Source organism: Blautia sp. MCC270 (assembly GCF_018785605.1).
Lineage (GTDB): Bacteria > Bacillota > Clostridia > Lachnospirales > Lachnospiraceae > Blautia_A > Blautia_A fusiformis.
In genome coordinates, this window is sequence record NZ_WQQD01000012.1 from 43,327 (window position 1) to 66,829 (window position 23,503).

Sequence of the window (23,503 nt, forward strand, 5' to 3'; positions counted from 1 at the left end):
TACTCCTTTCGTCTGTAAAGGGGAGGCAGTTTCCCGTCTCCCCTGATTATATCGCAGTTGGCAGCTTTTACTCCAACCACATTATGAATTAAGCTTATTTCTCAAGTTCTTTTAATGCTGCAAGAACCCTTTCCGGACGGGCAGGGATACGTGTAATACGTGCACCTGTCGCATTAAAGATTGCATTCAGGATTGCAGGATGTGGAGCATCCAGTGGAGCCTCACCACAACCAGCCGCACCGTAAGGACCACTTGGACGATATGTTTCATTGAAGTGAAGTTCAATATCATCCGGAGCATCCTTTGGATATGGAATACCACAATTCTTCAAAGTGGTGTCATGGTTCAAATCTTCAAAATCTTCCGAAAGAGCAAGACCGATACCCTGTACAAGACCACCATAGAAATTACCTTCTACAAGAAGTCTGTTCATGATCGTACCTACGTCAGCTACGCAAGTAAATTTCTCAACGGTAACTTTACCTGTTTCTGTATTAACAGCAACTTCCGGCAGGAAGATAGTATACATATAAGTTGCAAATGGATCGCCCTGTGCGGTATCCTGATCGATCGGATGATCTGCACAGAATGTAGTTACCCAGTTACCTTCATATTTTGTTGCAAGCCCTTCTGCTACCATCTCATCATAAGTACGGAATGTTCCGTCTTCTTTCTTCATTGCTGCTACAAGATTTTCTGCAGCCAGACGACATGCATTACCTGACATAACCTGTGAGCGTGATCCTCCTGCAGGTCCTGCATTCGGACATGTCTTCGTATCATTCATAACCAGTTTAATCTGTTCCGGTCTGATTCCTGCCTGACGCAGTGTTTCATGAGATGATACAAGAACACCCATATCAGCCCCCTGTCCATGATCTTCCCATGCAGCATACATCGTAACGGTTCCATCCGGATTTAATTCTGCAAATGCATTTGATGTATCAACACCATCAAGACCACAACCGTATACTCCAAGAGATACACCGATACCATATTTCATCTTTCCGTCAGAAGCTGCATTCTTTTCGGCAACACGTTTTTTCGCCGCTTCATACAATGGACGTGCTTTCTTAAACAAATCTTCCTCACAATATACCTCCGGTGGATAACCTGTCGGGATGGTAGTGCCCTCTGATTCTTTATAGCAGTTCATTTCACGGATATCAAACGGATCGATTCCCATCTTAGCTGCCAGCACGTCAATCGCAATCTCAGATCCCATATAAGACTGTGGTGAACCATAAGCACGGAATGCGGAGCCCCATGCATGGTTTGTAAATACGGTTGTTGATTTATTACGAATAGAATTAATTCCATAACCTGCGCCTGTAAACTGAGAAAGTCTCATGGTAAGCAGATCGCCAAATTCTGAATATGGACCGTGATCTACATAGTTGTTACCCCAAAGTGCTAAGAGTTTACCATTTTCATCTGCTGCAAGCTTAATATTCATAAATGCAGGAGATCTCTTTCCTGTATAAGTAATGTTCTGGAACTGATTAAATACCAGCGATACCGGACGTTCCAGAATCTTAACAGCTGCACCAATCAGAGCCTCATTTGTCGGTGAGAACTTGTAACCAAATGTTCCGCCTGCATGGTTCTGAACAAGTCTTAAGTTTTCCATTGGTACACCGATACCATCTGCGATCATAGGCATATGAAGATGTATACCGATAGATTTGGAATGCACTGTTATCATACCGTCTTCATCAATATATCCATAGCCACAGTCCGGCTCAAGGTGAAGATGAGGCTGGCGTGAACAGTAGGACTCGATCTCAACCTGCTGTGAATCCGGAATGCTGTCCCAGTCAAAGTCCGGTCCCTTGATACAGTTTGTCTCAAAAAATGCGTTTGGAGTACCAGGATGGATCTCTGCTGCATCCGGTGCGATTGCATCCATTGCGTTCATATATGCAGGAAGTTCTTCGATCTCCACCTTAACTGCATCTGCTGCTGCACGTGCATGCTCTTCTGTGTCGGCAGCTACGATCGCAATCGCATCACCAAACTGAAAGATCTTTTCGTCGCAGAGTACAGGACGCTCAAATCCGTCTGTCTTATTGTGTTTCGGAAGCATTACAAGACCATTGATCTTGTTGGTTCCGCCTGCTGCCTTAATGTCCTTCGCTGTAATAACACGAACAACTCCCGGCATACTCTCTGCTTCTGTTGTATCGATACTGAGAATATTTGCGTGAGAAACCTTGGCCTGTGTAAGTGCAAGACGAAGAGTTCCCTCCGGCATCTTTAATGCATCATCTGCACCGAAATCCCAGGTACCTGTTACCTTCTGTGCTGCTGATGGACGGATATAGTTTGTACCGACGATAGAATCACCTGTCTGCTTGAATACGAGGTCTTCTTTAGTCATCTCGCCACGCATAACTGCTGCTGCCGCCATGGTCGCATCGATAAGCGGCTTGTAACCTGTACAACGACAGAGATTACGCTGCTTGTTAAACCAGTCCCTCACTTCTTCACGGGTAGGGCTCGGATTATTATCGAGAAGAACCTTTGCTGAAATAATAAAACCTGGTGAACAGAAACCACACTGTGCACATCCATATGCCATCCATGCAACCTGTATCGGATGCATATCAGAAATTGTTCCCACACCCTCGATTGTTGTGATCTCTGCATTGTCCGGAACACGGCTCATCTTGTAAATACAGGATCTTGTAACTTTTCCGTTCATAATAACATTACATGCTCCGCAATGACCTTCTCCACAACCGATCTTACATCCTGTAAGAAGAAGATGCTCACGAAGTACCTGAGCCAGTGTCTCATCCTTATCAAGAATAAGGATTCGCTCCACACCATTGATCTTCAATGTCTTTTTAATCATGTTTCATTCCTCCTTTAAAAAATACACGTTCCGATGTTACAAATCTTCTGACTTATGTGTTCCACATGGATCATGATCGGCTCCCTTACCCGTCAGATCTTTAAGTCTTTCCATTCCTCTGACAGAATAGAAAACAATGGAAGAACTGCTTCCGTCCAGATTCTCACCGCTGAGTTTTAAAACATTCGCATTCTCATAATAATCAATCGGAAGTGTCCGACTGTATTGCTCTCCTGTGCGCTCATCTTTTACCTGTATCGTAACTTCTTTTGCGGTAATTTCAAAAATCTTATCCATGGAAACGTTCTCCTGTTTACATTATTTTGTATAATTTCATGTTATCATAATTTTGTACAGTTTTACAAATTGTAAATAATTATTAGTTGGCTATTTTTTGTTCTTTTTTATATTGTTTTATTACTTTGTCGAAAAATTTTACTATTTATTCCCACTTTTCATGCTATAATAATATCAAATTTGTACAATGTTATTTTTAGGAGGTATCTATGATGCAGACAGGTGCTCTCATCGTAGCTGCAGGGAAATCGTCACGAATGGGAGACTTCAAGCCCATGCTTCAGCTTGGATCCATTTCCATCGCGCAGCGTGTGATTAATAACTTCCGGCAGGCCGGAATCTCTAAAATAGTGGTGGTAACCGGATACAATGCGGATGCTCTGGAACGCCACCTTGCTTCCAATCATGTTATTTTTCTTCGAAATGAGGACTATGAAACTACTCATATGTTTGATTCTGTCAGGATTGGACTGGAATATTTAAAAGACAAAGTGGATACGGTACTCTTTACACCTGTAGATGTTCCACTATTCACAGCACATACCGTTACACAAATGCTTTCTCTTGGACAGCCTCTTGTCACTCCGGTCTGTAACGGAACTCCAGGTCATCCGATCCTGATTCGTTCCTCATTAATTGAGTCCATTTTAAGCAATGATGGAAACACTGGTCTGAAGGGTGCTGTAGAACATTGTGGAACTCCCATGTATTGTTTAAATGTAGAAGATCCTGGAATCATTCATGATGCGGATACACCAGAGGATTATGTAGAACTTCTTCGTGCACACAATCAAAGTCTGATCCGTTCAGAGATTCAGATTCAGCTGGCACGGGAAAAGGTCTTCTTTGATGAACAGCTTTATTCGCTGCTTACACTGATTCATGAAACAGGATCTGTTCGTGATGCCTGCGAACGCATGCACATTTCCTACTCCACCAGCTGGAATCTGATCCATACATTAGAATCTCAGCTTCATGAACCGCTGATTATTCGAAGTCAGGGCGGTGTAAAGGGCAGTCACAGTGAGCTGACACCATACGGAGAAGAATTTTTGAAGCGATATGCCCGTTTTTCAGAGGAAACACGTACCTGTTCCGAAGCAATATTTGAAAAGTGTTTCAGAGGATTTTTCAATGCGTAATCTTTATCTTATTCGACACGGAAAACCACAATATCCAGATGAACATTCTTACTGTATCGGTCAGACTGATTTTTCTTTATCTATGCTTGGACATCTGCAGTCAGTCCTTCTTCACGGAGAACTGGATGATAAAATAACTGCTGTTTACTGCAGTCCTTTATCAAGAGCTATGGAAACGGCTGCACATATCACACCTGATCTTCCACATATCACTATCTCAGATTTAACAGAACGAAATCTGGGAGAATGGGATGGTCTTTCATTTGATGAGATACGCAAAAGATGGCCGGACATATATGAAGCACGTGGAATGAATCCTGATTACCCGATTCCAGGAGCAGAAACTCCTTTCGCATCTGGCATGCGTTTTTCGCAAGCAATTTATGAGATTCTTCGTTCTTCTGAGGGTGATATTGCGATTGTTTCTCATACAGATGTAATTTCTTCTTATCTGTATTTGCTTGATTCAAAACAGCATGCCAGACAGTATTTTCGTCTTCCATGTGGTTCCTATTATCATCTGAACGCAGACGATAACGATCATGTTGCCTTATCTGATTCGACTTACCTGCTGCCTCATCCTGACTTGCATGACGAACTATGCCGGATGCTTCGCGATTCGGTGTCTCTTCCTCATCATGTACAAGCGCACAGTGATGCAGTGACTGAATTGGCTTGCCATTTCTGCGATCTGCTGGAATCTCATGGTTACTTTTTTAATAAAAAACTGATTCGCTCCGGAGCACTCCTTCACGATATTGCCAGACTTCAAAAACATCACACCAAAACAGGTGGTGATCTTTTCTTACAATTAGGCTATACTGAAATCAGTCAGATTATTTCACAACATCATGGTTTACAGAAGACACTTCTGAATGAAGCGGCTATCGTCTTTTTATCAGATAAACTGATTCAGGAAACCGAACGTGTAACCATCGAAAAACGATTTGCGGACAGTCTGTGTAAGTGTAACAGTCCCGAAGCTTTGAAATCTCATGAACGACAGCTTAAACAGGCTCTTGATCTGCAAAATATGATACAGACCATCTGTCACATGACGATATGACTTATAGAAAATTACAGGAGGTGTTTTATATATGAGAACTTTATTTCAGATCATACAACAAGAATTTCAAAAAGAAAACGACCTTGTGCTTGCATCCATCGTTGCTTCCTCAGGATCAACGCCAAGAGGTGCCGGTTCCCGTATGTTGGTTGGAAAAAAAGGCCGAGTTGCCGGAACCATAGGCGGAGGTTCTGTCGAACATCGTGCAGAGCTTATGGCACTTGATATTCTTGAAAAGAAAGAATCCTGTGAACATGAATTCCGGTTGAATCGCAAAGATGTTGAGAATATCGGTATGATTTGTGGTGGTGATGTTACCGTATTTTTCCAGTATCTGGACCATAATGACCCTATTATTATGGAACTTGCAGTAACTGCTGAAACATTATATAAAGAACGAAAAGATTTCTGGCTGATCTGTGATCTTCATGCTACATCCGGTATGAGTCTTTACAGTGCATCCTATGGATTGACTGGAAATGCTGATGTTCCTTCTTCCATCTTATCTTCCTTATCTGCAAGACCATGCCGTCATCGCAATGAAACCTGTGACCTGTTTACAGAACAAATCGGTACATCCGGAACTGTCTATGTATTTGGAGGCGGGCATGTTTCACAAAAGCTGGTACCAATACTTGCAAGTGTTGACTTTCACTGCATCGTTCTGGATGACCGTCCGGAATTTACAGATCCTGCTCTTTTCCCGGATGCAGCGGAGACAATCCTTTGCGATTTTGATCATCTGGATCAGAGCATTTCTATCACAGATGCTGATTATTGCTGTGTCATGACACGAGGTCATGCCTATGATACGATTGTGCAGGCACAACTTCTTGCCACACCTGCATGCTATATCGGCGTCATTGGAAGTCTCGCCAAAAGAGCTGGTGTATTTCATCGTCTCGTAGAAGAGTATGGAATCGATGAGCGAGAATTAGACCGTATTATCACGCCTGTGGGACTTAATATTAAAGCAGAAACACCTGCTGAAATCGCAATATCTATCACAGGACAAATGATTCAGGTTCGAGCTGAAAGAAAGGCTGCTATGAAATGATGACAAAACATGTCTACAAAACTATTATATTCGGTGCCGGACAAATTGGGCAGATGACTGCCCGACTTCTTGGAAATTCCTATCAGATCATGTGCTTTGCCGATAATGATCCGCGCAAACATGGACAATTTATTGGTAATATCCCAATCTGTTCTCCATCAAAGGCCGCTGCTCTTCTTCCTGATCTGATTATTCTTGGTGTATTGGATGAAGAGCGGCGTGGTTCTATGATGCAGCAGATGGAGCACTTGGGCTATCACGGTTCATTTTGTGATCCTTCTGCACTTCGCATGTTCGATGCACGGGTTGCGGTTATGCGCCTTTTAGCCGAACAGATGCATCAACAAAATATCCCTGGAGATGTGGCAGAATTTGGTGTTTTCCAGGGTGATTTTTCTTGCCTGATCAGTACAGCCTTTCCAGATCGAAAAATACATCTTTTTGATACTTTTAAAGGCTTTTCAGAAAAAGATATTGCCGTAGAAACCTCCAGGCATCTGTCTCGCGCTAAAACAGGTGACTTTTCTTCTACAGATGTAGATTCTGTTCTTCGCATCATGCCTGATCCATCACATGTGATCATCCATAAAGGATGGTTTCCGGATACTTTTTCCGATATTACCGATGAAACTTTCTGTTTTGTATCATTAGATGCAGATCTCTATGCTCCAACTGCTGCTGCATTACCTCTATTTTATGAACGTCTGTCTATCGGCGGAGTTCTCCTGATCCATGACGTATACAGTACCCAGTTTTCCGGATGTAACAAAGCTGTAGACGAATTCTGCCTGAAACACCACCTGTTTGCAGATCCTGTATGCGATCTGCATGGAAGTGCTATTATCCGAAAAATCATTTAAAACCTAATTGGAAGCCTTTCATAATCCTATACGCCTTCTGTATTATGCTATTTTACGAGATACCCTTCAGTCTTTAAATATGTATCAGAATCGTTAATATTCTGAAAATATCCCTCATTGGATTCCGTATAACAAACAAAAATTTCTACAGTATTTAAAAATCTATAGTTTAACGGATTCCTTTGTGAAAATATCAGCAATTTCGCATTCCGTGCAGACTTTCTTATAGATTTCCGGATCATTGATATTCTGAAAATAGTTTTCCGGTGCACTGGTATGGTATAGGGAATATCCCACTGTATTTAAAAAACGATACACCGATGATCTTCCTGATTCCAGAAAATCTGTGATCTCTTTATAAAGTCTGGCATCATATACCGCTATCAGCGATTCTTCTTTTCCATTATGACACAGCATAGTCACCGGTTGGTCGGCTTTTTCCATTGCGAACTTCAACAGATTTTGAAGTTCTTCCACAGGTACCAGCGGCGTATCTACCCCCAGCACCAGGCATTTTTCTGTCTTTGCCCTTCGAAAACAGCTCTCCAGGCCGCCAAGTGGACCCTGACCGGAAATTCGATCCGGCACAATCTCTTCCCCTCACTGTGTTCCACGATATCCAGAAATTAAGATCTGTTTTGCTCCCAACTGACATCCTTTTCCGATCTGTATCTCCAAAAATGTCTGTCCATCTAAAAGCAGATCTGACTTCTCCCTTCCCATATGGCTGCTGGCACCACCTGCCAGGACTACCAGCGTAAAATCTGATGGCAATTGCTGTTCTGCCAACTGACCGTTTTCTAATTCAGATATATCAGTCTGCATTTTCCGATTATTTTCTGGCACAGTTCGTTGCCTCCCCGGTCAGGATCTGTAATCCATGTTCCAGCGCTGGAATAATATATTCCAGACTTTCTCTGACTGCTTTCGGGCTTCCCGGCAGATTCACGATCAGTGTTCCTTTTCGAATACCTGCTGCTGCACGACTGAGCATAGCTCTTGGTGTAATCGTCATACTATATGCTCTCATTGCTTCCGGAATCCCCGGCACTTCACGTTCTATAATATCCTTTGTTGCCTCCGGCATACAGTCTCTCGGCGAAAATCCGGTTCCACCCGTAGTTACAATCAGCTCTGCTATTCCCTCATCTGCTATACGAGCCATCTCATCTGCCAGCATCTTTCTGTCATCCGGCAAAAGAATGGTATGCACCACTTCGTAATCGTTCGCTTCCAAAATTTCCTGGATTACCGAGCCACTTTTATCTTCTCTCTCTCCTGCATATCCAGAATCACTGGATATGATAATCGCAGCTTTCATAATTCCTTATCCTCCTATCTGGGACATTAATTTACATTCATCTGTCTCAATCTCTTCCGATGTAAAATGATGACTGACCGGTTTTTCCCATATTACTTTCTGTATTGCCTCTGTCAGTTCATCATCTGTGCATCCTGAACGCATCAAATTCTTCAAATCCGTTCCAGTCTGATATTGCAGACAGGCTTTTAAAAATCCTTCTGCTGTCATACGCACACGATTACACTGGTCGCAAAACTTATGCGTCATCGCACTGATAAATCCTATTTTACCCTGAAATTCTTCTATTTTATAATAATGACACGGTCCATTCCCATATCGTTCTTTTATTGGAGTCATTCTTCCATATGCTTTCTCTAATATTTCGCATATTTCACTTTCTCCCCGAAACTGAAAATCCTTTCCATATCCAATCGGCATCATTTCAATGAAACGAACATGAATCGGATATTGCTTTGCAAGTCTCGCTATCGATACCAGATTTTCCTGCTCTTCCACTACCGACACACAATTAATCTTCAATCCAATCTGCGGATACTGTAATGCCGCCTGGATTCCCTCCAGCACCCGATCCAGACTTTCTCTCCTGGTTACCTTTGCAAACTCTGCTGCATTTAAAGTATCCAGACTGATATTTATATCATCAAGCCCCGCTTCTGCCAGATCTGCTATCTGTTCTTCGAGCAATACACCATTGGTCGTTAATGTCACTTTTTCGATGCCAGGAAGTTCTTTTAACATTCGAACCAGTGTGGCACAATTCTTTCTAATTAACGGTTCTCCTCCGGTCAGTTTGATCTTACGTATACCTAAACCAGTCATACATCTGCTGATTCTGGTAATCTCATCATAAGTCAGAATTTCTTCATGCGAGATCTGCACAACTCCATTTTCCGGCATACAATAAACGCACCTGAGATTACATCGATCTGTAATGGATATCCGCAGATAGTCAATCTCTCTTCCAAATCTATCCTTCATACTATTCTTTCGGGTTTCGATATAACCCGCTTTTTCCTCCGCTTTTTTCTACCAGATGAATGTCCGTCAGCTCCATGGACTTGTCAATTGCCTTACACATGTCATAAATTGTCAAAAGTGCCACATTCACACCAGTAAGCGCCTCCATCTCCACACCGGTCTGACCTTCCGTTTTGGCTGTACAAATTGCCGTAATTTCAAGATTTTCTTCATCCAGTTCAAAATCTACCGAACACTTCTGAATCATCAGCGGATGACACATCGGAATCAGATGAGATGTCTGTTTTACCGCCATAATGCCAGCCACTCTTGCTACTCCAAGTACATCTCCTTTTTTCACAGTCCCCTGTTTCACTGCATCCATCACAGCCTGACAGACACGAATCTTGCCTTTTGCTACTGCTGTTCTAGATGTCGGTATCTTTCCGGACACATCCACCATAACAGCGTTACCCTTCTGATCAAAATGATTCAGCTTATTCTCCATCTGCCTCACCTGCTGCCTTCTCTATCACAATTTCATCGCCTTCTGTCAATACGCCACCATGAAGTACTCTGGTAAAGATACCTTCTCTTGGCATAATACAGTCACCCATAATTTTATAAATCTCACATCCACTATGACATTTTTTCCCGATCTGTGTCACTTCTAATAATACCTCTCCGCTGCGAAGTCTGGTGCCAACCGGCAATGCCTTCAGATCGTATCCACTTACAATCAGGTTTTCTCCAAATGCTCCGTCTTCGATCGGTGCTCCCTTTGCCTTGAATTCTTCTATTTTTTCATAAGAAAGAAGACTCACCTGGCGATGCCACTTGCCGGCATGGGCGTCCTTCTCGATTCCAAATTCTTCCATCAGTCTGGCACTATGTACATTCTTTTTCTGTGTACCTTTCTTCTCACTGATATTTACCGCCATAATCTTTCCCATTTTATTTCCTCCTTCATCCCTCAATTCACTCTTTCGAAATAAAGAGATGTCCGTTATACTAGATCTAGTATACCACATAGTAAACATGATAAAAGAATTGTTTTTTCAATTGGAGAAATTATGTATATTAACGAACATATGATGGATGTCTATATAAATGATCATCTGACTATGAAACTTGTTTGCCTGCCCCAGCATCTGACTGAACTGGTTCTTGGAAGATTGCTGACAGAACAAATCATCACGTCTTCCGAAGATGTAGATCATATCTATATCTGTGAATATGGAAAACGTGCAAAAGTCTATTTAAAAAATTCGGCACGCAGCACACAATCCTCATCGGATGCCTTTGTAGAAGTAACTCCTACCTGCTGTACCGGCAATCATATTTTAAATGATTACTTTGTTACATCCAAAGAGCCGCAGTCACTTACACCGATTTTCTGGAAACCAGAATGGATCTTTCATATGGCGGATGCCTTTGCGGATGGTTCTCCTCTCCATGGCATTACCTTTGCCACACATAGCTGCATTCTCGCTCAAAAAGATCACATTCTGTTTTCCTGCGAAGATATCGGACGGCACAATGCTTTGGATAAAGTGATCGGCTACGCTCTGCGGCACAATATTGACCTGCATCAATGTATGGTATATTCCAGCGGCAGAATACCAACTGATATGACTTTAAAGGTCATCCATGCAGGGATTCCAATTCTCTCCAGCAAGGCTTCTCCTACTTCTGAAGCAATTGATCTTGCAAAAAATATCACCTGACCCTGATCTGTGCAGCCAGAAGGGATCGAATGAAAGTATTTACGAAATAATGTTTGACAACCGCATATTAAACCACCGGAACTGGATATTGAAAGCTTTTTCGCATTTTTCACGAAAGAATCACCGTATCATAGATTACCTCAACCTTGATACGGTGATTCTTTCATTTATTTTAATAACATCACATCTTTTTCATCTATCCCAATCCATATCTTATTTCCAGAAATATGCTTTTGGTACTGCTGCCATTGTTCTTTCGTCACATCTACGCGAATCCTGGCTTCTTCTTTCGTAGATACGATCAAGATATACGAAAACACGTCCTCAATCACTCTTTCCACTTTACATGGAAATACGTTTTTCGTTGTGCCATCTGCTTCCGGTAGTACCGGATATATAAAGTGACTTCGCACTCCTACACTGCTGGCGTCTTCTTTTCCTGTGGTATCACACTGCAATGTAATTCCCCAGTCCAGAGCCATGACTTCGCCTGCTGCTGTCATAGCCTGCGGGCGATCCTCTATGGCTGCCACTTCCACCAGTTCTGCACCAAATTCTTTCATGCGAGCCGCCAGAAGTCCCTGATTACAATCATAAATCTTCCCCGGAATCAATCTTTTTCCGGGTGCCATTACTTCATCTCCGATAGTCAGAACAGCTGCTCTTACCCGACGATAAACCTTCACTTTTATGACTCCCATACTGGCCAGTATACCTGCTTCAATAAATCCGATTTTGTCACCCTTTTTCAAAAGAACCGTTCCATTTTTAAAATTCTCTCCCTGATAACAGTAATTCTGCCACTGTCCGGTCGGACGGAAGATTCTGACAGTCTCTTCTCCATAATCTGTATCCTCCTGACGGACACAGCAGTCACAGCCTTTCGGAATAGCTGCGCCTGTCATAATCCGAACCGCCTGCCCCCTTTTCCACTGTGACTCTGGAATACTGCCCCGCATCAATCTCTTCCAATACCGTCAACTGTACCGGATGACTTTCTGATGCATCCGTTATATCCTCCGCTTTGCAGGCATAACCATCCACAGGTGATCTGTCAAACGGCGGGTTATCAAATCCTGCAATCATATCCTTTGCCAACACTCTTCCACATGCCTGCAAAAGTGGTACAGTTTCCGTTTCCTCTATTACTTTTGTATGTTCCAGCAGTGCTTCCAGTGCCTACTCTACCGTAAGCTTTTCCATGCTTATTCCTCCTGTCCTGCTCTTATACGCCCTTTCCAAAGCTGCAGTTCGGATAATGACATTCTTTGCAACCAAGACAGAATCCGCCATTTCCCATATGTGCCAGATCTTTTTTTGTCACTTCTATACCTGCGATAATACGTGGCAGAACAAGATCAAATACGGTGGCTTTTGCATACATCACACATCCCGGCAGTCCCATTACCGGTGTGCCATCTTCCAGATAGGATAACAGGAACATCGCTCCCGGAAGTACCGGAGCACCATAAGATACGATTCTCGCTCCTGTATTTTTGATCGCGCCCGGTGTCTTATCATCTGGATCCACGCTCATACCACCGGTACAGACAATCAGATCTGCCCCTTCTTCTTTTAATTTCATAATAGCGGCAGTGATTTTTTCCATATCATCATTGCACAGAATATGTCCGTGAATTTCAGCACCGTAAGATTTCATTTTTTCGATGATTACCGGTGTGAAAGTATCCTTAATTCTTCCATAAAATACTTCATTTCCGGTGGTTACAATTCCTACCTTCCGTTTCTTATAAGGTGCCAGCGATACCAGCGGTTTTTCTCCTGCTGTTTTCTTCACCAAATCCATTTTTTCTTTTGCAATCACCAGCGGAATCACACGGGTTCCTAAAAGACGGTCACCTTTTTTTACCGGGAAATTTGTATGACGGGTGGCAATCATAATCTCATCGATCTCATTAATAGCATCCAGCCTCGGCACATCCACCTGAAATACTCCGTCACAATCTGCAATCAACTCAATTTTTCCTTCTTTTACATCCGTTGGATGCATATTCTCATTGATGCACACATCACACAGAATCTGCGCTGCTTCATTTTCATGCAAAGTATTTTCATCCTTCTCCCACACATAAAGATGGTCTTTTCCCAGAGATAGCAAAACCGGAATATCTTCTTCCTGTACAATATGTCCTTTACGAAAGGCTGTATCTTTTACCACATCCTTCACAATTCTAGTAATATCATGGCACAGTACATGTCCTACCGCGTCCGTTGTTTTAATACACTTCATGACGTTCCCCTTTTACTTTCTGTCCAGAAAAGTTATAAATTTATATGGAGTAATTGTAACATATTGCCAAGAAAAACACAACTTTCATAAACACGGGAGTTTGACACATTGAAATCCAAAAAAATACCGCAAAGCCTTGAACACGGGATGTAATTATTCTTCTACAGCGAATAAATATGGTTGCTCCTACGGACAAGTTTATGCATGGGTTAGAAAATATAAAGATAAAGGAATCGAAGGATTATATGATCGACGAGGTAAGAACAAAGCGATTTCTCAATTATCAGATATTGAGAAGTTGAAAGCTGAAAACCGACTACTAAAAGCTCAAACACAGCAGCAACAAATGGAGATTGATTTCTTAAAAAACTCGACGAAATAGAGAGGAGGTGAACCTGACCAAGACACGCAATACAACAAAATACCTTGCAATCAAAGAATTATAGATTATTTCTGGCTTTCCATACTGGCAGTCATAATTGTTATCTCCATAATCATCGCATATATCATAGTATGAACAGGATCTTTTTATAATGATTTATTTTCTATGTGAACTACTCGGCAACTGAGTTACCAGAGCATCTGAATTAAGGCGGGATACCGCCTTTTCAGGGTGCGTCCATGACACCACTACTGTTTGCTCTTTAGAGCTATACAGCTACTTTTATTATTTCTGGCGTTTTTAGTCCGGTTACGGACAGTTCCTTTTTCTCTCCGGATACGGAGAGATATTTTCTCAGGATGTTATATGCACCTACAGCATCTGCGTTATACTTCCGGTTTCTGTCCCTGTACAGTCCCCTTTGTTTTCGGTTGCATGGCTGTGCATATCTTTTTTCCACCTCTGGTGACAGCGGACTGCACTGGCTGGTATAGCTTTCTTCCTGTCTTACAAAACGGATCCCGTACATCTTAAGCTTATATTCCATCATGCTATAGAGCCTGTTATACGGCAGATTGTGGAACTTCTGGTTTGTTCTGTGTCCCAGGTCTTTTCCTTTCCGGATATTCCGGATATCCCCTGCCACAACACAGGTAATTCCCTGTTCACGGCAGTATTTTGCAAAGTATCTTGTGATCTTGTGCAGATAATCCGTTACCGAGTTCTGCTTTTTCTGATATAATCTGCGAATATGTTTTGATGTGACTGGATGTTTTATTTCCTTCACAGACTGCTGTCCATACCATTGTGCCTGCACCCTTGCAATCTCTTTATGAAAATATCTTTCCAATGCAAGATATCTTCTGCCCAGGATAAATGTATTCCCATTCCCGGAATCATAGCATGTCATAAGATTATGAAGTCCCAGATCAACTGACAGATAGTGTCCATTCTGCGAAAGTTCTTCCCTCTCTGAAATCTCATAAACAACAATAACTTTACATTCACCTTTTTCCGGTGGGTAGATCCGCAACTGTTTGATCTGATCCATGCCCCTGAAAATCTTATTTTCAAGATAAAGAAAGTTCTCATGGATCTGATACGTTTCTTCCATATATCTTTTTAATGCTTTTGGAAGGGACAGACGGACTTTTTCTGTGTCCCATTCATGTACAATTCCCATCTGCATATAGGTAATGGGGATACTTTCCTGTTTAAACCGCGGTGGTCTGGGATTCTCAATCCCTCCGGATCTTTTCAAGGCGTAAAAAGATTTCCATGCTTTATCCAGCAGCTTGCAGACTTCCTGGGCTGTCTGAGATGGAAGCTGTTTATACCACAGATCCTCTCTATGGGATTTTTTCTGATAATACCAGTCCGGGTATTTCTCCATTCCCATTTCTTTGTAATGCTGACGTTCGTAATTACAGACATTCCAGAGCTTGGATGCCGCATAACACATATGTCCGATGACGTTTGCATATTCCTGACTGACCTTTATGGATGTTTTCTTTGACAGCAGCATTTCCCACCTCTATGATCTCAATAAACTTTACTCTGATGCTCAATATATCTGCGGATGTTTTCTTCCGACACAGACCCGACCGTTTCCACATAATAGGAATGGTTCCACAGCTCTCCTTTCCAAAGCTGTTCTCTTATTTCCGGAAAACGTTCGAATAATTTCCTGCCGGTGATCCCTTTCAGATATTTCACGATCGCAGTTATGGATAATTTGGGAGGAGCAGACACAAAACAGTGCACATGGTCTCCTTCCCCGCATTCAAACAAATGGACGGTAAAACCTTTATCCGCTGCGATCTCCTGCACCAGCTCCTGAAGATATGCTTCAATCTCCGCATTCAATATCTTCCGCCAGTATTTCACTGACCATACCATATGGTAATTAATATTGCACACACAAGTGCGGTAATGTATAAGATTCTCCTTCATACATATAGTATAGCATAGTATTAAGAATATCACAATAAAATGCCGAACATATTTTCTTTTTTAATAAAGCTGGATACAGCATTTTTTAGTAAAAAAATAAATATATTTTACTTATAATGTGCAGATATGCACAGTTTACGCTTTCATCTCGGCAATTGAATTACCGAGGATTCCCGCTTATCTTCCTAAATATTTTTCTAGTCATTGTAATATAAAATTGCTTATACAGTCTCTTCCTTAAGAGTCCTGGTATTCTGGATAATATACAGAGCGACCGATATGACCATCATTATAGCACACAAACCAATCAACAGATCTGATACCATCGGTGTAATGTGGAACCATATAATATGCACCGCTGCAGTTCCATATAATAAAAAGGTTACTATCTTTCCATGCCAGTCTGCACCATGTACTTTTCCTGTCTTTCGTATCACAAGACATCCACTGACTACCATATACAGCTCCTTACCTGCCATTATTACGATTAAAAGAAGCACATGCGGAAAACGAGTAAACAGACAGATTAACATCGCTGCCTGTGTCAGCTTATCAGCCACCGGATCAAGTATTTTTCCTAAATTACTAATCCTATGGAATCTTCTTGCGATATATCCATCAGCAAGATCCGTAAGACCAGACAGCAATAAGATTTCACCAGCTAACAGAGGATTTTTCTTTACACAATAACTCCATATAATTACCGGAATCAGACAAAGCCGAAAAAAAGAAAGAAGATTAGGAACCGTAATAATTCTATTCAAATTTTCTTCCTGATTCACTTCACTCTGCATGTACGGTCATCTCACTTTCCTTTTTTTTAGACATAAACCAATAAAATATAACACAAAATGCTAAAGCAAACACAACACCAAAAACATTTTGAATTACTCTAAGACTAACCGCTCCTTGTAGTCCATAAGTCTCTGCAGCAATGGCTAAAGCACCAAATGTGTTAAATACTGCCTGCCAGCCATATTGTGCTGAAAATCCTACACCGATTCCACCAAGAATTCCTATATATGCATAGATTGACGAAGGAAGCAGAAAATATAATACTGTAAAACATATAACACCTGCAATATTTCCGACAATCCTTTTACGGACTCTGTAGTGCATATCTTCCATAAACGGCAAAATCGCGGACATGGCCGCAATACCAGCCCACATTGCACGTGGCATATTACAAAGTTCTGCAATGCAAAGGACAATCGGTACGCATAAAATCTGACATATCTGCCATTTTGTTCTGGAAGAAGTGATATCAAATTCTTGTATCAGATCTTTCAGATTTCTTTTATAAGTTCTGTTTTTATGATTTCGATAAAATACGAAGCAGGTAAGTGCTGCACCTAAAGCCATTCCGACTAATCGCATCTGATAGCTTTTTCCCGTAACATCATAACCATATAGCAGCAGATACCCAAGAACCAATGTAGATTGATTAAACATGAATGGATTATGGCATCCGAACAGAATCAACACAGCCAGTGCCGCAATATTTAACAGCATTCCCAATACCGGTGAAAACTGATTTGCTAAATGCGGACATACAGTCATAATTACAAAGAACAAAGCCAAAAGCATCGTAGATTGTCCGGTGTGGATCCCCAGATCCGCATTTCTAAACACCATGAGACATAATAAGACTACTACACCTACAATGCTGTTCTCATTTCCAAATAGGATGCTGAAAATACTAACAAAGAAAAAACAAAATGCCATTGTAACAGCTATCTTCACCAGATATACCCACATATGATATAATTTTTCTTTTAGTGTTTCACTCTTTTTCAACAGGTTTTTAGAACCTGCCTGATTTAACTGCAACTCCTGATAAAATGTCATATAAATCCTCCCATCTTCTAATTTATCTTAAAACTATATAATCTCATCTTTCTGCTTTGGCAGCTCTATAACAAATCTGCATCCACCATATTCACGGTTTTCTGCTTTGATTGTTCCTCCGGCACTATCTACAATCCGTTTTACAAGTGCAAGACCTAGGCCATTTCCTTCTGCTTTATGAGATCCATCTACCTGATAGAACTTGTCAAATATTCTGGATTTTACATCATCCTCTATTCCTGGTCCTTCATCTTCCAGAATGAACTTAACAGAATCCTGTTCTTGTTTCAGAAACATCGTAATTGTCCCCTTTGAAGGGCTGAACTTAATCGCATTATCCAAAAGATTTATCCAGATATGCATAAAAAGTCCTTCATTCCCAGTATATTTAACTTCCTCCAATTCTACCTGAAAACCAATTTCTTTTTCTGTCCATTTTGTTTCCAATGAAAGAAATGCCTGGCGGATCTGTTCATCCAGACGATATTCTGTTTTTTTCATTGGTATATTCTGATTCTCTAACTTGGATAACAGCAAAATATTACCAACCAATCCGGAAAGTCTTTGGGTGTTAAATAAGATTTTTTCTACATATTCCTCTTGATCCGGAGACAGTTCTTCTCCCTGAAGCAGCATTGTATATCCTTCAATGGCATTAATCGGGGTCTTAAACTCATGAGAAACATTAGATACAAAATCCATCTGCAGCACCTCTGTTGCACGAAGTTCTTTTGTCATAACGTTAAAACTTTGATAAGATTCTCCAACTTCTGCTATACGGCTGTTCGTTTCCAAATGCTGTTCAAAATCTCCCTGAGAAACTTCCTTCATTGCTTTACTAAGTCTGGTAATTGGTTCCAGTAACTTTGCATTGATAAAGGAAGTGATCAGCCCTGCAATCAATGTATTGAAAATCAAAAGCCAGCCAAGCACAGGTATGCTGCCCGGCAGATTAAAAAAATGATTCAAAAAAGCAAATAATAAAGCAGATATGACTGTTGAAAATACAAGTGCCAGCCAGATTGCACCAGTCAGACAGGATCGGATCCGCAATCCTTTTTCTTTCTTTTGTTCCATTATTTTTTCACCACCTTGTATCCAATTCCACGCATTGTTACGATTTCAAAATCAGGGTTATCTTTAAAACGCTCTCTGATTCTTCCTATATGTACCTCTATTGTATGTGGGTCTGCCTCCGTCTCGTATCCCCATACTTCATCCATCAACTGTTGTTTTGTAAATGTTCTGCCTGGCGAAGCTGCAAGCTTATATAAAAGCAGGAATTCTTTTTTAGGCAAAACAAAACTTTCCTTATCAGTTGTAACCGTCATTGCATCATAATCAAACTCTGTTGAACCGATCACAATTTTGTGTTCATTCAGTATCTGTGCACGGCGAAGCAGTGCTACGACTCTTAAAACCATTTCATTCACATTTACCGGTTTTACCATATAATCGTCACTTCCCGAAAGAAATCCCTGGCGCATATCATCAAAGGAACCTTTCGCAGTGATCATAAGCACTGGTATCTGATATCCTGCTGAACGAAGTTCTGACACCAGTTCATAGCCATCCATAACCGGCATCATAATATCAGAAATGATCAGATCAATATATTCCTTATCCAATACTTCTAATGCCTGTGCTCCATCCGATGCACTTTTGACTTGATATCCATTCTTCTCAAGCACTTTTTGGAATAGCTGGCTTAATTCTTTATCATCTTCTACAATCAATATTTGAAACACGTTTTCCTTCCTCCTTATTAAAACAGATACCTTGCCCATCCAAGCAGATGCTGTACCAAAAATATTTTTCTCTGACGTTTCTTTGTTAATTCGATTGGCTCTACATGATATGGATCATTATAAGTTCCGCCTTCTAATATCTGGCGGGACACTTTTTCATATTCCATCATGCCCTCTTCCAACTGTTTATTAATATCTTTACTGCGAATTACAAGCATCAGTTCCGTATCCAGATATGTACTTCTCATGTCCATATTAAAGGAACCGATTACAGACAGATCATCGTCAATCAGAATACTTTTTCCGTGGTATGAATAACCGCCTTCATATTCCCAGATATTAATTCCTGTACTTAAGATTCTATTTCTGTTTTTCGCATAATCGGCAGCCCCAAATGGATTCCCATTATTCGCAACTGAATTTGTCATGATAGAAAAATCTGAAACGTTCTCTGCAATCTCCTCCCATGTATTATACATCATATCATTACAGATAATATATGGCGTGTGGATCTTCACACGATTTTTTGCATTTTTCATCAATTCTCCCAACTGATACCACACTACTGGTTCTTTGGAACCTGTGTGAATAGGATTTGACACTAATGCAATCTTTTCTGTCTCAAAAGTTTCGTCCGTGTAATCGGTATCGCAGATTCTTTCCTTATTCTCTTCAAAATATTTCTGATAGCCGTTCTGCAGCTCTAAAACTGCGTTCTTTACAGATTTTCTATTTGCCAGTTTTTTATTGTCATGAAAATAACCACTGTCTTCTTGTTCCCATATCGTTTCAAAATACTCTAACAACTGGTTAACTGAATTTTCTTTCTCAGGTTCATCGCAAACCACTAACACATCTCTGTCATAGTTCTTATGTCCCAGAAAATCACCCAGGAAATAATTGTATGTATTTCTTCCACCAAGAATATATGTCTTACCATCTGCAATCAAATATTTATCATGCATTCTCCCCATCATCTTCCATGGTTTCAACGGATTGGCCTTATTATACAGTTTAATTTCAACATTCTCATGGGAAGATAATCCATAGAAATACGGATTTCCTTCCATATCAATCCAGCTCTCCATTCCATCTACTAACAGACGAATATGTACACCTCTGTCTGCCGCATCATGCAGTGCTCCTAAAATCAATTTTCCACTTTCATCGGATTGAAATGCAAAAGTAGAAAGAATAATTTCCTTTTTTGCATTCTTGATCAAACGCACTCTTTGTAAAAGCGCTTCTGGATTCTTTTCTATGATTACTGCCCGTTCTGTATTTTCACTGCATTCGTTCCATGACCCATTTTTTGTTTCTTTTTTGGTTGTATTGGACACTTCCGGCTGCTTTTTATATGCAACGCAGATTCCGAGCAATTCATAAAAAGCCACACATAAAAAAATTGCCAGTATAACAAGAAGGATTTTACATATTTTATGCTTTTTCATTGTACATCACCTGATTCCTTTTTATTTCATACTTATACAATACAAAGTCAATCTCAATTTAACCTCAACAAAATTTATTTTTCATAAAAAATATGACCGGCTTCTTTTTAATGAAACAGTCATATTTTTATTCTAATATATGAAGGAGCTTTTCTTACTCCGTTGTATTAATCACTATCCATGCAAAATCTTCTTTGTACAACAGACTGTTAGATATAGCAAAAACGGCCTTTCAAAAACAGTTAACTTCTAAATCAACTGTTTTTTGAAAGGTCGTTTCATCAGATTCTTATAGCAATCCAGCAAATAATCTCATAAATAATTGTCCCAGTCGCAAATATGCACTTCGTCCGGTTTGATATTGGTCTGTCACATCACGACATTCTCCCATCGTTCTTATCAGATCATTTTTTATTTCCACAACTGCCTGACAATCTGCCATAAAACAGCCGTTTTCAAAATGGTGATATAAACTTCGATAATCCAGATTAATTGTTCCACAAGTTGCCATACAGTCATCTGCCACACTCATTTTTGCATGGCAAAAACCAGGAGTCCACTCATAAACACGAACACCATGTTTAACTAATCCATGATAAAAAGAACGAGTTATATTATAAATGAATTTTTTATCAGGGATACCAGGTGTGATAATTCTTACGTCTACCCCTCGCTTAGCAGCCAGACATAACGCATGCGTCATTTCATCTGTTATGATTAGATATGGAGTCATAAACCAACAATATTTTTCAGCTTTATTTATCATACTGATATAAACTTCTTCTCCTACTTGCTCATTATCCATAGGGCTGTCTGCATAAGGTTGAACAAACCCAGTTTGCTGTGCCGCATAATCATAGTGGAAAAGATATTTACTAAAATCAGAATCATTAGCATCCTTATCACTTACTGCATTCCACATTTCCAAAAATGTCACCGTAAGCGACTGAACAGCATCTCCTTCTAAACGAATACCTGTATCTTTCCACTGTCCATACGGGTGTGTGTAATTAAAATATTCGTTTGCTAGATTATATCCACCTGTAAATCCGACTTTTCCATCAATAACTGTTATTTTTCTATGATCACGATTGTTCAAAAACAGATTTAAACCTGGCATAAACGGATTGAATACACGGCAATGAATTCCTATTGCTTCCATCTTTTTCACAAAATCTGTGTTAATAAAGCCTATAGAACCCATATCATCGTAGAATACTCTAACTTCCACACCTGCTTTTACTCGCTCTTCCAGAACATCTTGAATCTTATGCCATGCTTCAGCGTCTTCTATCGCATGATATTCCATAAAGATAAACTTCTGTGCTTTCTCCAAATCCTTAAGCTGTGCCTCTAGTCCTTTCACTGCTTCATCAAAATACACAATGTCCGTATTCTGATAGATTGGATACTGCGAATTTCTTTGTATGTAACTTGCTATATTTCCTGCTTTCGGAATTGTTTCTTTTATTTTGCTCAAACACTCCTGACTGTCCGGAAGCATTGGTAACAATTTGCTATCAATTTCTGCATATCGCTCACGCATTTTATGTGTGCCACCATTCAAACCAATCAACAAATACAGGCCTACACCCATAATTGGGAAAATTAGAATTAAGATGACCCAAGGCATTTTCATAGAGGATGTCTTATTTGATGCGTACAATCCCAAAACCAAGATCCCACTCAAAATCCTTGTAAATAAATTTATGATTTCTGCATATTCATTCAAACGTGTTACGATAGTAATAATAAAAATCACTTCCAAAAGAATGCAGATTATGGAAAAACACAGCCGTTTTACCCCATTTTTTGTTTTTGCTTTGCCCTCTAAAGTATCTTGTTTCATATATCCACCTTCCTACTTGCTCAGTTTTCTCCCTAAATTTCGTGGAACATACCAATTTTGTCTTTTATTCTCTGCATTTCATTATCTGCTTCAATGATAGCTCTTGCAGAATGAAGTAATTCTTCACTTATCTCATCATAGCCAGGCATTTCTTCAATTCCTTTTTTATAGCGAAGTTGATGTTCCAATGTTGCCCAGAAATCCATACCATTGGTTCGAATCTGTAATTCTACACGCATAGGTGTTTTACCCTTAGCAAAAAATACTGGTATTTCAACAATCATATGATAGCTTCGATAACCATTCGATTTTGGATTTTTTATATAATCTTTTATTTCAATAACTTTAATATCATCCTGTTGGGTAATCAAATCTGATATCATATAAATATCGTCAATAAACGCACAAACTATTCGAACGCCTGCTACATCATTGAGATATGTCTGTATATTTTCTGTTGTAAATTCATATCCCATCTTCTGCAATTTATCGTAAATACTATTGGGCTTCTTAATTCTTGTTTTTATAAAAGAAATAGGATTTCGATTGTTCTCAACTGAAAATTCATCATCCAAAACCTCAAGTTTAGTTTGTATCTCCCGAATAGCACAACGATACATCATCATTAAATTATAAAATTTTGTAGCATTATTTAAAAACTGTAGTGATTCCGGACTGTTCATCCTGAGTTTTTTTACTTCATCTTTTGTCATGGAACTTTCCTTTCTACCTCA

At 40.2% G+C, this 23,503-nt stretch carries 24 protein-coding genes and 1 pseudogene; 6 read left to right on the forward strand and 19 right to left on the reverse strand.

The genetic code is table 11. The features are described from left to right. Nucleotides 1-94 precede the first annotated feature (94 nt). Both GPK58_RS04395 and GPK58_RS04400 read right to left on the reverse strand, forming a co-directional pair. Complete coding sequence (locus GPK58_RS04395; protein ID WP_015526496.1) at nucleotides 95-2,857, reverse strand: molybdopterin-dependent aldehyde oxidoreductase; 2,763 nt, start codon at nucleotides 2,855-2,857, stop codon at nucleotides 95-97. 36 nt (nucleotides 2,858-2,893) lie between these two features. Next, a complete protein-coding gene (locus tag GPK58_RS04400; protein ID WP_015526497.1) occupies nucleotides 2,894-3,154 on the reverse strand; it encodes a hypothetical protein in 261 nt (86 codons plus the stop codon). Nucleotides 3,155-3,363: 209 nt separating this feature from the next. Here GPK58_RS04400 and GPK58_RS04405 point away from each other — a divergent pair, with 209 nt between their 5' ends. From GPK58_RS04405 to GPK58_RS04420, 4 genes are read left to right on the forward strand one after another with little or no spacing between them, the layout of a single operon-like run. After that, nucleotides 3,364-4,296: an NTP transferase domain-containing protein gene (locus tag GPK58_RS04405; protein ID WP_021650129.1), complete on the forward strand. Its 933-nt coding sequence runs from the start codon at nucleotides 3,364-3,366 to the stop codon at nucleotides 4,294-4,296. Next, on the forward strand, nucleotides 4,289-5,362 hold the full coding sequence (locus tag GPK58_RS04410) for a histidine phosphatase family protein (RefSeq protein ID WP_021650130.1): 1,074 nt from the start codon (nucleotides 4,289-4,291) through the stop codon (nucleotides 5,360-5,362). The genes GPK58_RS04405 and GPK58_RS04410 overlap by 8 nt, the downstream gene beginning before the upstream one ends. A 31-nt stretch (nucleotides 5,363-5,393) precedes the next feature. Further along, entirely contained in the window at nucleotides 5,394-6,419 is a 1,026-nt protein-coding gene (locus GPK58_RS04415; RefSeq protein ID WP_021650131.1) for an XdhC family protein, read from the forward strand. After that, on the forward strand, nucleotides 6,416-7,279 hold the full coding sequence (locus GPK58_RS04420) for a TylF/MycF/NovP-related O-methyltransferase (protein WP_215638271.1): 864 nt from the start codon (nucleotides 6,416-6,418) through the stop codon (nucleotides 7,277-7,279). The genes GPK58_RS04415 and GPK58_RS04420 overlap by 4 nt, the downstream gene beginning before the upstream one ends. A 162-nt stretch (nucleotides 7,280-7,441) precedes the next feature. On the opposite strand, the pseudogene mobA reads toward GPK58_RS04420, so the two are convergent. The 5 genes and pseudogenes from mobA to GPK58_RS04450 all read right to left on the reverse strand — a co-directional run bounded on the left by mobA (nucleotide 7,442) and on the right by GPK58_RS04450 (nucleotide 10,513). Next, nucleotides 7,442-8,104: pseudogene (gene mobA, locus GPK58_RS04425) on the reverse strand (molybdenum cofactor guanylyltransferase). Nucleotides 8,105-8,111: 7 nt separating this feature from the next. Continuing rightward, nucleotides 8,112-8,600, reverse strand: coding sequence for a MogA/MoaB family molybdenum cofactor biosynthesis protein (locus GPK58_RS04435; protein WP_252195767.1), 489 nt, complete (start codon nucleotides 8,598-8,600; stop codon nucleotides 8,112-8,114). Nucleotides 8,601-8,606: 6 nt separating this feature from the next. After that, nucleotides 8,607-9,581, reverse strand: coding sequence for a GTP 3',8-cyclase MoaA (moaA, locus tag GPK58_RS04440; RefSeq protein WP_215638272.1), 975 nt, complete (start codon nucleotides 9,579-9,581; stop codon nucleotides 8,607-8,609). Nucleotide 9,582: 1 nt separating this feature from the next. Then, complete coding sequence (gene moaC / locus GPK58_RS04445) at nucleotides 9,583-10,068, reverse strand: cyclic pyranopterin monophosphate synthase MoaC (protein ID WP_119248129.1); 486 nt, start codon at nucleotides 10,066-10,068, stop codon at nucleotides 9,583-9,585. Then, the gene (locus GPK58_RS04450) at nucleotides 10,058-10,513 is read right to left on the reverse strand and encodes an MOSC domain-containing protein (RefSeq protein ID WP_015526506.1); all 456 of its coding nucleotides are present in this window, start codon (nucleotides 10,511-10,513) and stop codon (nucleotides 10,058-10,060) included. Before GPK58_RS04450 ends, moaC begins: the two co-directional genes overlap by 11 nt. Nucleotides 10,514-10,633: 120 nt before the next feature. Between GPK58_RS04450 and GPK58_RS04455 the strand changes: the two genes are divergently transcribed. Further along, nucleotides 10,634-11,287: a formate dehydrogenase accessory sulfurtransferase FdhD gene (locus tag GPK58_RS04455; RefSeq protein WP_252195768.1), complete on the forward strand. Its 654-nt coding sequence runs from the start codon at nucleotides 10,634-10,636 to the stop codon at nucleotides 11,285-11,287. 167 nt (nucleotides 11,288-11,454) lie between these two features. Here the strand turns inward: GPK58_RS04455 and GPK58_RS04460 are convergent, their stop codons facing one another. Genes GPK58_RS04460 through GPK58_RS04470 form a run of 3 tightly spaced genes read right to left on the reverse strand, consistent with a single transcriptional unit; the run spans nucleotide 11,455 to nucleotide 13,538 of the window. Continuing rightward, nucleotides 11,455-12,192: a molybdopterin-binding protein gene (locus GPK58_RS04460; RefSeq protein WP_215638273.1), complete on the reverse strand. Its 738-nt coding sequence runs from the start codon at nucleotides 12,190-12,192 to the stop codon at nucleotides 11,455-11,457. Next, on the reverse strand, nucleotides 12,161-12,463 hold the full coding sequence (locus GPK58_RS04465; RefSeq protein WP_084449111.1) for a hypothetical protein: 303 nt from the start codon (nucleotides 12,461-12,463) through the stop codon (nucleotides 12,161-12,163). The genes GPK58_RS04460 and GPK58_RS04465 overlap by 32 nt, the downstream gene beginning before the upstream one ends. A gap of 49 nt (nucleotides 12,464-12,512) precedes the next feature. Next, on the reverse strand, nucleotides 12,513-13,538 hold the full coding sequence (locus GPK58_RS04470; RefSeq protein ID WP_021650138.1) for a molybdopterin-binding protein: 1,026 nt from the start codon (nucleotides 13,536-13,538) through the stop codon (nucleotides 12,513-12,515). Between the two features lie 136 nt (nucleotides 13,539-13,674). Between GPK58_RS04470 and GPK58_RS13295 the strand changes: the two genes are divergently transcribed. Next, a complete protein-coding gene (locus GPK58_RS13295; protein WP_092071104.1) occupies nucleotides 13,675-13,920 on the forward strand; it encodes a helix-turn-helix domain-containing protein in 246 nt (81 codons plus the stop codon). A gap of 268 nt (nucleotides 13,921-14,188) precedes the next feature. Here the strand turns inward: GPK58_RS13295 and GPK58_RS04480 are convergent, their stop codons facing one another. From GPK58_RS04480 to GPK58_RS04520, 9 genes are all read right to left on the reverse strand, one after another. Then, on the reverse strand, nucleotides 14,189-15,445 hold the full coding sequence (locus GPK58_RS04480; protein ID WP_015526510.1) for an RNA-guided endonuclease InsQ/TnpB family protein: 1,257 nt from the start codon (nucleotides 15,443-15,445) through the stop codon (nucleotides 14,189-14,191). Between the two features lie 17 nt (nucleotides 15,446-15,462). Next, a complete protein-coding gene (tnpA, locus tag GPK58_RS04485; protein WP_180211310.1) occupies nucleotides 15,463-15,873 on the reverse strand; it encodes an IS200/IS605 family transposase in 411 nt (136 codons plus the stop codon). A gap of 221 nt (nucleotides 15,874-16,094) precedes the next feature. Continuing rightward, nucleotides 16,095-16,667, reverse strand: a complete 573-nt coding sequence (locus tag GPK58_RS04490; RefSeq protein WP_055057096.1) for a CDP-alcohol phosphatidyltransferase family protein — start codon at nucleotides 16,665-16,667, stop codon at nucleotides 16,095-16,097. Then, nucleotides 16,657-17,721, reverse strand: coding sequence for an FUSC family protein (locus tag GPK58_RS04495; protein ID WP_092071115.1), 1,065 nt, complete (start codon nucleotides 17,719-17,721; stop codon nucleotides 16,657-16,659). Before GPK58_RS04495 ends, GPK58_RS04490 begins: the two co-directional genes overlap by 11 nt. A 33-nt stretch (nucleotides 17,722-17,754) precedes the next feature. Next, nucleotides 17,755-18,798, reverse strand: coding sequence for a HAMP domain-containing sensor histidine kinase (locus GPK58_RS04500; RefSeq protein WP_005347239.1), 1,044 nt, complete (start codon nucleotides 18,796-18,798; stop codon nucleotides 17,755-17,757). Then, nucleotides 18,798-19,508, reverse strand: coding sequence for a response regulator transcription factor (locus GPK58_RS04505; protein ID WP_059086533.1), 711 nt, complete (start codon nucleotides 19,506-19,508; stop codon nucleotides 18,798-18,800). Before GPK58_RS04505 ends, GPK58_RS04500 begins: the two co-directional genes overlap by 1 nt. Further along, on the reverse strand, nucleotides 19,487-20,920 hold the full coding sequence (locus GPK58_RS04510; RefSeq protein ID WP_215638274.1) for a phospholipase D family protein: 1,434 nt from the start codon (nucleotides 20,918-20,920) through the stop codon (nucleotides 19,487-19,489). Before GPK58_RS04510 ends, GPK58_RS04505 begins: the two co-directional genes overlap by 22 nt. A 289-nt stretch (nucleotides 20,921-21,209) precedes the next feature. Next, nucleotides 21,210-22,769 (reverse strand): cardiolipin synthase, encoded by a 1,560-nt coding sequence (gene cls, locus GPK58_RS04515; protein ID WP_055166960.1) that lies wholly within the window; start codon nucleotides 22,767-22,769, stop codon nucleotides 21,210-21,212. A 32-nt stretch (nucleotides 22,770-22,801) separates the two neighbouring features. Beyond that, nucleotides 22,802-23,482: a GTP pyrophosphokinase gene (locus tag GPK58_RS04520; protein WP_005347231.1), complete on the reverse strand. Its 681-nt coding sequence runs from the start codon at nucleotides 23,480-23,482 to the stop codon at nucleotides 22,802-22,804. Nucleotides 23,483-23,503: the final 21 nt, after the last annotated feature.

Excerpts from the sequence above, each read along its gene's own strand:
- GPK58_RS04470 (WP_021650138.1), bottom strand. The coding sequence starts at position 13,538 with ATGAAGTGTATTAAAACAACGGACGCGGTAGGACATGTACTGTGCCAT.
- GPK58_RS04395 (WP_015526496.1), bottom strand. The coding sequence starts at position 2,857 with ATGATTAAAAAGACATTGAAGATCAATGGTGTGGAGCGAATCCTTATT.
- GPK58_RS04415 (WP_021650131.1), top strand. The coding sequence starts at position 5,394 with ATGAGAACTTTATTTCAGATCATACAACAAGAATTTCAAAAAGAAAAC.
- GPK58_RS04400 (WP_015526497.1), bottom strand. The coding sequence starts at position 3,154 with ATGGATAAGATTTTTGAAATTACCGCAAAAGAAGTTACGATACAGGTA.
- GPK58_RS04490 (WP_055057096.1), bottom strand. The coding sequence starts at position 16,667 with ATGCAGAGTGAAGTGAATCAGGAAGAAAATTTGAATAGAATTATTACG.
- GPK58_RS04450 (WP_015526506.1), bottom strand. The coding sequence starts at position 10,513 with ATGGGAAAGATTATGGCGGTAAATATCAGTGAGAAGAAAGGTACACAG.
- GPK58_RS04505 (WP_059086533.1), bottom strand. The coding sequence starts at position 19,508 with ATGGGCAAGGTATCTGTTTTAATAAGGAGGAAGGAAAACGTGTTTCAA.
- GPK58_RS04435 (WP_252195767.1), bottom strand. The coding sequence starts at position 8,600 with ATGAAAGCTGCGATTATCATATCCAGTGATTCTGGATATGCAGGAGAG.
- GPK58_RS04405 (WP_021650129.1), top strand. The coding sequence starts at position 3,364 with ATGATGCAGACAGGTGCTCTCATCGTAGCTGCAGGGAAATCGTCACGA.
- GPK58_RS04500 (WP_005347239.1), bottom strand. The coding sequence starts at position 18,798 with ATGGAACAAAAGAAAGAAAAAGGATTGCGGATCCGATCCTGTCTGACT.
- moaA (WP_215638272.1), bottom strand. The coding sequence starts at position 9,581 with ATGAAGGATAGATTTGGAAGAGAGATTGACTATCTGCGGATATCCATT.
- cls (WP_055166960.1), bottom strand. The coding sequence starts at position 22,769 with ATGAAACAAGATACTTTAGAGGGCAAAGCAAAAACAAAAAATGGGGTA.
- GPK58_RS04495 (WP_092071115.1), bottom strand. The coding sequence starts at position 17,721 with ATGACATTTTATCAGGAGTTGCAGTTAAATCAGGCAGGTTCTAAAAAC.
- GPK58_RS04510 (WP_215638274.1), bottom strand. The coding sequence starts at position 20,920 with ATGAAAAAGCATAAAATATGTAAAATCCTTCTTGTTATACTGGCAATT.
- GPK58_RS04455 (WP_252195768.1), top strand. The coding sequence starts at position 10,634 with ATGTATATTAACGAACATATGATGGATGTCTATATAAATGATCATCTG.
- GPK58_RS04520 (WP_005347231.1), bottom strand. The coding sequence starts at position 23,482 with ATGACAAAAGATGAAGTAAAAAAACTCAGGATGAACAGTCCGGAATCA.
- GPK58_RS04460 (WP_215638273.1), bottom strand. The coding sequence starts at position 12,192 with ATGACAGGCGCAGCTATTCCGAAAGGCTGTGACTGCTGTGTCCGTCAG.
- GPK58_RS04420 (WP_215638271.1), top strand. The coding sequence starts at position 6,416 with ATGATGACAAAACATGTCTACAAAACTATTATATTCGGTGCCGGACAA.
- moaC (WP_119248129.1), bottom strand. The coding sequence starts at position 10,068 with ATGGAGAATAAGCTGAATCATTTTGATCAGAAGGGTAACGCTGTTATG.
- GPK58_RS04410 (WP_021650130.1), top strand. The coding sequence starts at position 4,289 with ATGCGTAATCTTTATCTTATTCGACACGGAAAACCACAATATCCAGAT.
- tnpA (WP_180211310.1), bottom strand. The coding sequence starts at position 15,873 with ATGAAGGAGAATCTTATACATTACCGCACTTGTGTGTGCAATATTAAT.
- GPK58_RS04480 (WP_015526510.1), bottom strand. The coding sequence starts at position 15,445 with ATGCTGCTGTCAAAGAAAACATCCATAAAGGTCAGTCAGGAATATGCA.